The organism is Quadrisphaera sp. RL12-1S (assembly GCF_014270065.1).
GTDB lineage: Bacteria > Actinomycetota > Actinomycetes > Actinomycetales > Quadrisphaeraceae > Quadrisphaera.
Genome location: NZ_JACNME010000011.1, coordinates 17,347 through 28,871, shown reverse-complemented (window position 1 = coordinate 28,871; position 11,525 = coordinate 17,347). Strand labels below are relative to the sequence as shown.

General features: G+C 76.7%; 9 protein-coding genes. 6 read left to right on the top strand and 3 right to left on the bottom strand.

Going from position 1 to position 11,525, the window contains the following annotated elements; all coding sequences use genetic code 11:
* Window positions 1–65: 65 nt before the first annotated feature.
* The 3 genes from H7K62_RS21650 (at window position 66) to H7K62_RS16835 (ending at window position 3,604) form a co-directional block, all read left to right on the top strand.
* Entirely contained in the window at window positions 66–2,060 is a 1,995-nt protein-coding gene (locus H7K62_RS21650) for a serine/threonine-protein kinase (RefSeq protein WP_222437763.1), read from the top strand.
* 69 nt (window positions 2,061–2,129) lie between these two features.
* A complete protein-coding gene (locus H7K62_RS16840; RefSeq protein WP_186720543.1) occupies window positions 2,130–2,906 on the top strand; it encodes a DsbA family protein in 777 nt (258 codons plus the stop codon).
* The gene (locus H7K62_RS16835) at window positions 2,906–3,604 is read left to right on the top strand and encodes a vitamin K epoxide reductase family protein (protein ID WP_186720540.1); all 699 of its coding nucleotides are present in this window, start codon (window positions 2,906–2,908) and stop codon (window positions 3,602–3,604) included. Before H7K62_RS16840 ends, H7K62_RS16835 begins: the two co-directional genes overlap by 1 nt.
* 22 nt (window positions 3,605–3,626) lie before the next feature.
* Here the strand turns inward: H7K62_RS16835 and H7K62_RS16830 are convergent, their stop codons facing one another.
* Window positions 3,627–4,652, bottom strand: a complete 1,026-nt coding sequence (locus tag H7K62_RS16830; RefSeq protein ID WP_186720538.1) for a LacI family DNA-binding transcriptional regulator — start codon at window positions 4,650–4,652, stop codon at window positions 3,627–3,629.
* 196 nt (window positions 4,653–4,848) lie between these two features.
* On the opposite strand from H7K62_RS16830, the gene H7K62_RS16825 reads away from it, so the two are divergent.
* Window positions 4,849–6,855, top strand: coding sequence for a glycoside hydrolase family 127 protein (locus H7K62_RS16825; protein WP_370591827.1), 2,007 nt, complete (start codon window positions 4,849–4,851; stop codon window positions 6,853–6,855).
* Between the two features lie 286 nt (window positions 6,856–7,141).
* Window positions 7,142–8,410, top strand: a complete 1,269-nt coding sequence (locus H7K62_RS16820; RefSeq protein WP_186720536.1) for an MFS transporter — start codon at window positions 7,142–7,144, stop codon at window positions 8,408–8,410.
* A 15-nt stretch (window positions 8,411–8,425) separates the two neighbouring features.
* Here H7K62_RS16820 and H7K62_RS16815 read toward each other — a convergent pair whose 3' ends face one another.
* Together H7K62_RS16815 and H7K62_RS16810 are read right to left on the bottom strand one after the other, a co-directional pair.
* Window positions 8,426–9,190 carry a ThuA domain-containing protein gene (locus tag H7K62_RS16815; protein WP_186720534.1) on the bottom strand — a complete coding sequence of 255 codons (765 nt, stop codon included), beginning with the start codon at window positions 9,188–9,190 and terminating at the stop codon, window positions 8,426–8,428.
* Window positions 9,187–10,290 carry a Gfo/Idh/MocA family protein gene (locus H7K62_RS16810; protein ID WP_186720532.1) on the bottom strand — a complete coding sequence of 368 codons (1,104 nt, stop codon included), beginning with the start codon at window positions 10,288–10,290 and terminating at the stop codon, window positions 9,187–9,189. The genes H7K62_RS16815 and H7K62_RS16810 overlap by 4 nt, the downstream gene beginning before the upstream one ends.
* A gap of 151 nt (window positions 10,291–10,441) precedes the next feature.
* Between H7K62_RS16810 and H7K62_RS16805 the strand changes: the two genes are divergently transcribed.
* Window positions 10,442–11,476, top strand: coding sequence for an SDR family NAD(P)-dependent oxidoreductase (locus tag H7K62_RS16805; protein ID WP_222437762.1), 1,035 nt, complete (start codon window positions 10,442–10,444; stop codon window positions 11,474–11,476).
* The last annotated feature ends 49 nt before the right edge of the window (window positions 11,477–11,525 follow it).

Here is an 11,525-nt window from a genome sequence, read left to right as displayed (position 1 = left end):
CCCCGCGACTCCCGCCCCGACGCGCCACGAGGGCGCGCGGCACCGGCTCCGCGTACCGTGGCGGGGTGGACGCCAGGACCTCGGGGCTCGGCGCGCGCGACGGCGCCGGGTCCCGCGCGCCCGGCCCAGCGGCCCAGGGCCCGGCCACGCCGTCCGTCATCGGGCGGCTCGGGCCCTACCGCCTCCTGCAGGTGATCGGCGGCGGCGGCATGGGGGTGGTCCACCTCGGGCTCGACCCCGCCGGCCGCGCCGTCGCCATCAAGGTGCTGCGCCCGCACGTGGCGGCGGACCCCTCGGCCCGCAGCCGGCTGGCCCGCGAGGTCGACGCGCTCCAGCGGGTGCGCTCCCCGCGCGTCGCGGAGGTGCTCGACGCGGACCCGGAGGCCGACCAGCCCTACGTGGTCACCGAGTTCGTCCCCGCGCCGCCGCTCGACGTGCTCGTGGAGCGGGAGGGCCCGCTGGGGCCGGCAGCCCTCGGGCGCCTCGGCCTGGGCCTGGGGGACGCGCTCGCGGCCATCCACCACGCGGGCGTGGTGCACCGCGACCTCAAGCCGGGCAACGTCCTGGTGGCGGACGGGGACCCCGTGGTCATCGACTTCGGCATCGCCCAGGTCGCCGACGACGTCCGCCTGACCAGCGCCGGCCTCGTCATGGGGACCCCCGGCTACCTGGCCCCGGAGGTGCTCGACGGCGCCGCCCCGACCTCCTCCGGCGACTGGTGGGGCTGGGCGGCGACCCTCGCCTTCGCCGCGACGGGGCGACCGCCCTTCGGCACGGGGCCCTCCGAGGCGGTGCTCTCCCGGGTCCGGCGCGGCGTCGCCGACCTCACGGGGACCCCGGCGCCGCTGGTGGACCTCCTGCGGTCGGCCCTCTCGCCCGAGCCCGCCCTCCGGCCGGCCCCGCGCCGCCTGCGCCAGGCCGTGCAGGGGCTCCTGGACCCCGGGGCGGGCACCTGGCCGCCGGTGCGCACCGGCTCCAGCGCGGCGCCCACGGCGGCCGTCGCCGCCGCGCCGCCAGCCCCCGCCGCCCCCGCGGCGGTGGCGTCGACGGTGCTGCCCGAGACCAGCGTCATGCCGGAGTCCGCACCGCCGCTGCGGGGTGCCCCGCCGGAGGCGGCGCCCGTCCCGTGGCCCGAGCCCCCCGCCCGCGGGCTCGCGCCCGCCGCACCGACCGAGGTGGTGGGGGCGCGCCAGCCCGACAGCACGCGCGTGCTGCCGTCGGACGCCTCGCTCGACCAGACCCAGGTCGTCCCGCCGCCGGCCGTGGCGCCCCGCGACCCCGGTCCCGGGTACGACGGCGCCCACCGCGCGGTCCCGGGTGGACCGCACCGCTCCCCGGCCGTCCTCCACGACGACGACGCCGAGCGCGCGGGGGCCCGCCCGCTCCCGACCGAGGCCTACGAGCCGCCGCGGGGGTACGAGCGGCCGGAGCCCGCACCGCCGGAGTCCCCGTACGCGCCCATCGGGGAGGGCGCCGAGCCCGGGCGTCCGGCCACGGGGGCGGTGCTGCTCCTGCTGCTGCTCGTGGCCGCGGCCCTGGGCGCCGTCGCGCCGCTGGTGGCGGCCGTCGCGGTCGCCTGCGCCGTCGTCCTGGCGCGCACCGTGGACCGGGCCGTGGCGGCGACGGTCCGGCGCCGCTACGAGAGGGGCCCGCGCCGCACGGACGGGGCCGTGGTGGCCCTGGCCCTGCCCGGTCAGCTGGTGCTGGCCGTGCTGACCTCGGTCCCCGCGCTCCTGCTGCCCGCCGCGATGGCGGTGAGCACGGCCTTCCTGGTCGGCTGGGCCATCGCCCCGCAGAGCACCCCGGTGCCCGGGCAGGCGCTGCCGCTGGCGGCGGCGGTCGCGGTCGGGACGGTCACCGCCTGGTGGGGGCCGGGCAGCCGCACGGTGCGCCGCGGCTCGCGCACGGCGGTGCGCGGTGCGCTGCCGCGCCGCACGGGCAGCCTGGTGGCCGTCGCGGTGCTCGCGCTGGTGCTCCTGGCCTGCGTGATCGTGGTGGTGAACAGCGGCGGTGCGCCCGACTGGACCCCCCTCACCACCGCGCCGCCCGGACTCGGCTGACGCGTTCCAGGGACCTCCCAGGCGGCGCACGTACCCTGTGGGCTGACCGGACACCCTGGAGGAAGCCCCGTGCCCGACCGGCCCACCACCAAGGACGCCCGCCGCGACGCCGCGCGCGAGAAGGCCCGCCAGATGCGGGAGGCGCAGGCGCGCAAGCAGCGGCGCAACCGCGTGCTGGCCATCTCCGCCGCGGCCGTCGCGCTGGTGCTGGTCATCGGCGCGGTGGCCTTCGGGATCAGCCGCGCCGGCGGCGGAGAGCCGGCTGCCGCCCCGGCCGGGGTCACGTCCGACGGCGGCATCATCGTCGGGAGCGCCTCGGCGCCGCACACCGTGACGCTCTTCGAGGACTACCAGTGCCCGGTCTGCAAGGCGTACGAGCCGACCGTGGGGCCGTGGCTGGACCAGCAGGCCAAGGCCGGGACGCTCAAGATCGAGTACCGGCCGATCTCCTTCCTGGACCAGATGTCCAACGGCAACCGCTACTCCACACGCGCCGCCAACGCGGCCTTCTGCGTGGTGGGGCAGCAGGGCTTCGACTTCTTCGCCTACAACACGGCGATGTACCAGCAGCAGCCGGAGGAGAACGGCAACGGGCTGACCGACAACAAGCTCATCGGCATCGCCGAGCAGGCGGGGGCCAAGAACGTCTCCTCGTGCATCGCCGACGGCACCTACGAGGGCTTCGTCAAGCAGACCACGCAGGCGGCCATGGCCCAGAGCGGTGACGGCCCGAAGGTCAAGGGCACCCCCACGGTCTTCGTCGACGGCAAGCCCCTCACCGGCGCCAGCGGCCAGGGGGCCCCCACCCAGCAGGAGATCGCCACCGCCCTCGGGATCGCTGGCTGATGAGCACGCGCAGCGGTGTGCGGCCGCCCGCCCCCCGGGCGTCGTCACCGTCCTCCCGGGACGACGACGGCGAGGACGTCCGCGCTGCTCAGGGGCACCTCTCGGCGGACCCGGTCTCCCCGCGGCGCCTCGGGCTCCTGCTCACCGCCGGTGGGGCCATCGGCTTCCTCGCCGCCTTCACCCTGACCGTCGAGCGGTTCAAGCTGGCGGCGAACCCCGCCTACAAGCCCTCGTGCGACGTCAACCCCTTCATCTCCTGCGGGTCGGTGATGTCGCAGCCGCAGGCGGCGCTGTTCGGGTTCCCCAACCCGCTGCTCGGCATCGCCGCGTTCGCCATCGCCACCACCCTCGGGGTGCTGCTGCTGTCCGGCGTGGGCCTGCCCCGGTGGGTGCGGGCGGGCTGGCAGGTGGGCATCACGCTGGGGCTGGTCTTCATCAGCTGGCTGATCACGCAGAGCCTGTACGAGATCAAGGCCCTGTGCCCCTACTGCATGGTGGTGTGGGCGGTGGTCATCCCGATGTTCTGGACCACGACGGCGGACAGCCTGGACCGCGGGGTCGTCCCGGTGCCCGCGGGTCTGCGCCGCGCCGCCGCGACGCTGGCCGAGTACCGGCTCGTGGCCGTGGTGCTGAGCTACCTCGCCGTCGTCGTCCTCGTGGCGCAGGCCTTCTGGTCCAGCTGGCTGGCGCTGGTCTGACGGTCCCCGGGGAGCCGGTCGGTCAGCTGCCCAGGGTCGAGGCGCGCAGCACCAGCTGGGCGGGCAGCACGGTGCGCGACGGCACCTCCCGGCCGTCCACGGCGTCGAGCAGCAGCTGGGCGGACCGCCGGCCCACCTCGGCCAGGCGCAGGTCCACCGTGGTCAGGGGCGGGCGCGAGGCCAGCGCCATGACGTCCCAGTCGTCCACGCCCGTGACGGCGACGTCCTCGGGCACCGAGCGGCCGAGCTCGCGCAGCCGGTCGCAGACCCCGCGGGCGATCTGGTCGCTGCCGCAGCTGACGGCGTCGAGGTCGGCGTGGCGGCGCAGCAGGACGTCCACGGCCTGGCGCCCCCACTGCTCGCTCCAGGCGCCGAAGAGCGGCTCGCCGGCGGCTGCGTCTCCGAGCTCCGCCGCCACCGCTTCGGCGCGGGCCCGCGCGCTGTGGTGCTCCTGCCACCCGGTGACGTGGCCCACGCGCCGCCGGCCGAGGTCGAGCAGGTGCCGGGCGGCGTCGGCGGCGCCGGCCGCGTCGTCGACCACCACGCTGGTGTCGCCCGCGCGCGCCGAGGGCTGGAAGGCGTAGACCACGGGCACCGCCCCGGGCGGGGCGCCGCCCAGGTCCACGGGCGGGCGGGGGTCGGTGCGCCGGCCGGTGACGATGATCCCGTCCACCCGGCGGCTCACGAGCATCCGCAGCAGGTGCTTCTCGCGCAGCGCGTCGTCGCGGGTGTCGCACAGGAGCACGGCCATGTCACCGGCGCCGAGGGCGTCCTCCGCGCCCTGGAGCACGGGGATGGTGAACCGCCCGAAGCTGTCGGTGGTGACCAGGCCCACGGTGAAGCTGCGCCCCGACGACAGGGCCCTCCCCACGCCGTCGGGGGTGAAGCCGAGCTGGTCGGCGGCGCGGCGGACCCGCTCCACGGTCCCCGCGCGCAGCTGCCCGGTGCCGTTGAGGGCCTTGGACGCGGTGCCGGGGGAGACTCCGGCCAGCGCGGCGACGTCCACGATGCGCGGCACCGCTCGCCGCGGGACGGCCCTGCCCGTCATCGCGCCCTCCCGTCCGCTCAGCTGCGCCCCACTGCACCCAGCAACAGCGTTCCGGGTTTTCCGTCCCCGGCGCCGCCGGGGGCCGAGAGTACCGCGCAAGGGATCACCGGCGCGGGGTTGTCCTGCCGCGGAGCGGTGACTACGGTTGAGAAAACGTGTTCCGGCTGTTCCGCAACGCTGCGAGAGAAGGATCCGCGTGGCCACCACGACCACTGCCTCGACCACCGCCCCCACCCGCGCGGTGACGACCGCCGGGCCGGCGCGTCCCACCCCGGGCGCCACGCCCCTGCAGCCCGTGGCCCCCGGCGCCGCGCGCATCACCGGCGGCTACTGGGCCGACCGCCAGCGCGCCAACCGCGACAACGCGATCCCCTCCGGCCGTGAGCGGCTGGAGAGCGCCGGCAACCTCACCAACCTGCGGATCGCGGCGGGCACCGCCCCCGAGGGCGCGCGGGTCACCGGTCCGATCTTCATGGACTCCGACGTCTACAAGTGGCTCGAGGCGGCGGCGTGGGAGCACGGGCGCGAGCCCAGCGAGCAGCTGCTCGGCTGGATCCGCGAGCTCACCGCCGTCGTGGCCGCCGCCCAGGCCGAGGACGGCTACCTCGACTCCGTGGTCCAGGAGCAGGACGGCTCGCTCATGAGGCGCGGCCGCTACGCGGAGCTGCCGTGGAGCCACGAGATGTACTGCGCGGGCCACCTGTTCCAGGCCGCCGTCGCCGTCGTCCGCGCCACGGGGGAGCGCGGCCTCCTCGACGTCGCCGTGAAGCTCGCCGACCACCTCGACGCCACCTTCGGGGACGGCGAGGGCCAGGTGCGTGACATAGACGGCCACCCGGTGGTCGAGATGGGCCTGGTGGAGCTCTTCCGCGAGACCGGCGAGCGGCGCTACCTGGAGCTGGCGCGGTGGATGGTCGAGGCGCGGGGCACCGGGATCATCGAGGGGCACGGCAAGGAGAGCACCTACTTCTCCGACCGGGTCCGGGTGCGCGAGGCCACCACGGTGGAGGGCCACGCGGTGCGCGCGGTCTACCTCACGGCCGGGGCTGCGGACGTGGCGGCGGAGACCGGGGACGCCGAGCTGCTCGCGGCCCTGGAGCGCCAGTTCGCCCACATGTGGGCCACGAAGACGTACATCACCGGCGGTCTCGGGTCGCGCTGGGACTGGGAGGCCTTCGGAGACCCGTACGAGCTGCCCAGCGACCGCGCCTACGCCGAGACCTGCGCGGCCATCGGCGGGGTCCAGTGGGCCTGGCGGATGCTCCTGGCCACGGGTGAGGCCCGGTACGCCGACGCCGCCGAGCGGATGCTCCACAACGGGTTCCCGGCGGGCGTCTCCCTGTCCGGCGACGAGTACTTCTACGTCAACCCGCTGCAGTTCCGGGACTCCTCGCACCCGTTCGAGAACCGCAGCCCCGCCCACGGCCGTCGCGGCTGGTTCGACTGCGCCTGCTGCCCGCCCAACATCATGCGGACGCTCTCCAGCCTCGACGGGTACCTCGCCACCACGGGCGCCGTCGACGGCACCGCGGGCGTCCAGCTGCACCTGTTCGCCCCGAGCTCGCTGACCGCGGAGGTCGACGGCGTGGGAGCTGTGCGCCTCGCCGTGGAGACGGGGTACCCGTGGGACGGCGGCGTCCGCGTGCGCGTGGAGGAGGTCGGCCAGGGCGAGCCCGCTGACGGCGCTGAGTGGACCCTGTCGGTCCGCGTCCCCGCGTGGGCCGCCGGCGCCACCGCCCGCGTCGGGGACGACGAGCTCGCCCCGCAGCCCGGCAGCTACCTGCGCGTGACCCGGGCCTGGGCCGCGGGCGACGTCCTCCAGCTCGACCTGCCGCTCGACGTGCGGCTCTCCCGCGCCGACCGCCGCGTGGACGACGCCCGCGGCGCCGTCGCCCTGGAGCGCGGTCCGCTCGTCTACGCCCTCGAGCAGGTCGACCAGCCCGACGGGGTCCTCGTGGACGACGTCGTGGTCGACGCGAGCGCGCCGGTGGGCGCGGAGCGCCGCGACGACCTCCTCGGCGGGGTCGTCGTCCTCCACCCCCGCGGGCGCTCGGCGGGCCACGAGGGGGCGGCCGCCACCTGGCTGCCCGCCACCGCCCCCGAGCCGGACCAGGGCGAGGACGTCGAGCTCACCGCCATCCCCTACGCGGTGTGGGCCAACCGCGGGGTGGGCCCCATGCGGGTCTGGCTGCCCGTGCGCTGACTCCGCCCGAACTCCCGCCGGGGCCGCTCGCCCGCCCGTCCAGCCGGGTGCGCGAGCGGCCCCGACGGGCGTCCTCGACCGGTTCTCGGCCCCCCTGGCGACGGATCGGGTGGCGCAGAACGGTGCCGACCGGCGATCCGCCACGCGGGTGGCCCTGCGCGGTGGGGAATCAGCGGCGCCGGTCTGGCATTGTCGACACTGCGGGTCCGCGTCACGGGCCGGCCCACCGCCGGGGTGCTGACCCGGCCGCTGCGCCCGTCGGCGCTGGTACCTGAACGGATCGTCGTTGTCGCTCGCTGTCTACCGCCGCGTCCTCGCGCGCCGCGGCGTCCCCGCCGTCATCCTCATCGGGCTCTTCGCCCGGATCCCCATCGCCGCCGCCCCGGTGGTCCTCACCCTCCACGTGGTGCTCGACCTCGGGCGCGGCTACGGGCTCGCCGGCCTGCTCGGCGCCGCCTTCGCGGTGGGCGCCGCGGTGGGCGCGCCGCTGGTCGGCCGCACCGTCGACAGGGTGGGACTGCGTCCCGTGGTGGCCGTCACCACCGTCGCGTCCACGGCCTTCTGGACCGTGGCGCCGCACCTGGAGTACGCCGTCCTGCTGCCCGCCGCGCTGCTCGCGGGCGTGCTGTCCCTGCCGGTGTTCTCCGTGACCCGCCAGGCGCTGGCGGCGATGCTCGCGCCCGAGCAGCGCCGCCCCGGCTTCTCGCTCGACTCCATGGCGGTGGAGGTCAGCTTCGCGGTCGGACCAGCTGCCGGCATCGCCCTCTACACGGCCACCACGGCCACCACGACGCTGGCGGCGGTCGCCGGCCTGGTGCTCGTGGCCGGTGCCGCCCTCTACGCGCTCGACCCGCCCGTGCGCGACGCCGAGCTCACCCGGGAGCTCGCGCGCACCCTCGCCGACGGCGAGCGCGCGGCGCGGCCCCGCCTGCGCAGCTGGCTGAGCCGGCCCGTGGTGGCGCTGCTGCTCGTGACGTCGGCGGCCACCGTCACCGTGAGCGGCACCGACACCGCCCTCTCGGCGGTCATGACGTCGTGGGACGCCGTGCCGCACCTCGGCCTGGTCTTCGCCGTCTGGTGCCTGGCGTCGCTGGCGGGCGGGTTCGTCTTCGGCGCCCTGCAGCACCGGCCGTCACCGCTCGTGGTGCTCCTGCTGCTGGCGGGCACGGCGCTGCCGGTCTCGCTCGCGGGCAGCTGGCCGGTGCTCGCGCTGCTCGTCGTGCCGACCGGGCTGTTCTGCGCCCCGCTCATGGCCGGCACCGCCGAGGCCCTCACCCACGCCACCCCCGCCACGGTGCGGGGCCTGGCGCTGGGCGTGCACGCGTCCGCGCTCACCCTGGGCGACGCCTTCGGCGCACCGCTGACGGGCGTGGCCGTGGACCGGTTCGGCGCCCAGTGGGGCTTCGCCGCCGTCGGGGCCGCCGGTCTGGTCCTGGCCGGGCTCGCCGTGCTGGTGGGCGGCTGGCGCGCCCCGGAGGTCGCCGACGCTGCCGCGTCCGACCTCCCGGCGCCCCGCGGCGAGCGGGCGGGACAGGCCGACGTCCTCAGCCGCTGAGGCGCCGGCACCCGCTCAGAAGCGGCGCGGCGGGTTGGTGCAGCCCAGCTGCTCCTCGCTGAGGCGCTCCACCTCCGGCCGGTGCGCCCAGACCACCGCGTTGGCGATGACGCGGCGCACGTCGGGGTGCTGGTAGACCGGGTACTCCTGGTCCCCGGGGGAGAAGTAGAAGACCCGGCCCTGCCCGCGCTGGTAGGTCACCCCCGAGCGGAAGACCTCGCCGCCGGCGAAGGTGGACAGGAACACCACCTCGTCGGGGTGGGGGATGCCGAACGGCTCCCCGTACATCTCCTGCTTCTCGATGACGATCGGGTTGGGCACGCCCCGCGCGATGGGGTGGGAGGGGTCGGTGGTCCACACCAGCTCCCGCTCGCCCTCGTTGCGCCACGCCAGCGAGCACGTGGTGCCCAGCAGGCGCGTGAAGATCTTGGAGTAGTGCGCCGAGTGCAGTCCGACGAAGCCCATCCCGGCCAGCACGTGCCGGTGCACGCGCGCCACCACCTCGTCGCTGACCTGCTCGTGCGCCGCGTGGCCCCACCACAGCAGCACGTCGGTGCCGGCGAGCACCTCCTCGGTGAGGCCGTGGTCGGGCTCGGAGGCCAGCGTCGCCGTGCGCACCGCGGCGCGCTCGCCCAGGTGCTCGGTGATGCCCGCCGCGATGGCCCCGTGCATGCCGTCGGGGTAGATCTCCCCGATCCACTCCGGGTGCTGGCGCGCCTCGTGCACGCCCTCGTTCCAGACCGTGACCCTGATCCGGCCCTCTCCCGACCCAGCGCTCACAGCGCGACCTCCCTGTTCTCGCGCGCCGAGCGGTAGCACGCGTCGATGATCCGGGCGCGCTCCAGCGCCAGCGACCCGTCGTGGTCACCCCAGGCGGAGGCGTCACCGCGCACCACCTCGACGAAGGCGTCCACGACGGCCGCGTGCCCGCGCCCCGGCTGCACCTCCACGGTCCGGTCGGCGGCCTCGCCGTCCGCCGTGAGCGGGCTGTCGGTGAACACCCTCAGCTCGCCGACCGGGTCGGGGTTCCCCTCGACGACGAGCTCGGCGCCGCCGTCGGTGCCCCGCACGGTCATGCCCATCTGGTCGGCGGCCTCGCGGAACACCGCCCAGGAGGTCTCCACCTGCAGCAGGCCGCCGCCCTCCAGGCGCAGGAAGGCGTGCGCGAGGTCCTCGACCTCGTAGGCCGACGCCTCACCCGACAGCGTCTTGCTGCCCCCGCGGCTGCCGCCCAGCCCGCGCGGACCGAGCTCGGAGTGCGTCACCGCGCTCGCGGCCACCACCCGGGGCTCGCCGAGCACGTGCAGCGCCCAGTCGAGGCAGTGAACGCCGATGTCCACCAGCGGCCCGCCGCCGGAGGCCTCGGCGTTGGTGAACCAGCTGCCGAGCATGGGGATGCCGCGGCGGCGCAGCCACCAGGAGCGGGCCGCGTACGGCCGGCCGAGCTCCCCGGAGGCCACCAGCTGCCGCAGGGCCCGCACGTCCCCGCGCTGGCGGTGGTTGAAGACCACCTCCAGCACGCGCCCCGCGGCGCGCGCCGCCTCGACCATGGTGGCGGCCTCCGGGGCGTCCCGGGCGATCGGCTTCTCGCACAGCACGTGCAGGCCGCGCTCCAGGGCGGCGACGGCGATGGGCGCGTGCAGCGCGGTGGGCACCGCGATGCTCACCGCCTGCAGCCCCTCGACCTCGAGGAGGTCCTGCCAGCGCGCCAGGCGGTGCGGCACGCCGTGGGCCTCGCCGAGGGAGGCCAGCAGGTCGGCCTCCATGCCCGCGAGCGCCACCACCTGCACGTCGGGCCGCGCGGCGTACGCGTCCAGGTGCTGCTGGCCCGCCCACCCGAGCCCCACGACGCCGACCTTCAGGACTCCTTCGTCTGGCACGCACCCCGGTCTACCAGCAGGCGCCGCGGTCCGACCGGCCGGGGGACGCCGTGCGGGCGCGCTAGCGTCGGCGCCTCCGGCCCGACGGTGGTGTCCGGTGCGCACGACGCCGGAGGTCACCGTGTCCGCTCCGCTGACGGCAGGGTCCACCGTGGCTGCCTGGCTCGACCACCCGAGCGGCGGGCCGCTGCTGCGCGAGCTGCTCGCCGCCGGCGGGCAGGACGAGACCGCGCTGGCGCCGGTCCGGCTCCTGCCGCTGGAGCGGCTGGTGGCCCTCAGCGGCGGGCGGCTGCCGGCCGAGGCCGTCGCCGACCTGGTGCGCCGCGCCGCACCCGACCCGGGCGGGGACGACGACGCCGGCGCCATCCCGCCGGGGGTGGTGGCCGGTGCCGGCCCGGTCCGGCCGCCCTGGCGGGAGCGGACCGTGCCCGGCCGCTTCGCGGGGCAGACGGTGGTGGTGACGGGGGCCGGGTCCGGCATCGGCCGCGCCACCGCGTCCAGGGCGGCCCGCGAGGGCGGCCGGGTGGTGGCCGTCGACGTCGTCGCCGAGCGCCTCGACGCGCTCGCCGCCGACCTCGGGCCCAGGGCGCAGCAGGCCGGCGGCGAGCTCGTCGTCGTCGTCGCCGACATCACCGCGGCGGACGGGGTCGCGCGCGTCGTCGAGGCGGCCGGGCCCGACGTGGCCGGTCTGGCGAACGTCGCCGGCGTCATGGACGACATGACGCCGGTCCACGAGGTCACCGACGCGGTCTGGGAGCGCGTCATGCGGGTCAACGTCGACGGGATGATGCGGCTCACGCGGGCCGTGGTGCCGCTGATGCTCGCGCGCGGCGGCGGCTCGGTGGTCAACGTGGCCTCCGAGGCGGCGCTGCGGGGGTCCGCGGCGGGTGCTGCCTACACCACGTCCAAGCACGCCGTCGTGGGCCTGACGCGCAGCTCGGCGGTGATGTACGCCCGCCTCGGGATCCGCGTCAACGCCGTCGCCCCCGGGCCCGTCATCACCGGCATCGAGGCGCGCTTCGCCTCGGCCCTGGGCGCTGAGCGGGTCGGAGGGCTGCTCGCCACCCTCCCCGAGCCGGCGCAGCCCGAGCACCTGGCGGCCTCGATCACGTTCCTGCTGTCCGACGACGGCGTCAACGTCAGCGGGGCCGTGCTCGCCTCCGACGGCGGGTGGTCGGCGCAGTGAGGCCCGGGCGGCGCTCGAGCGGCCTAGTCTGGGGGTGGCGCACCCGGTG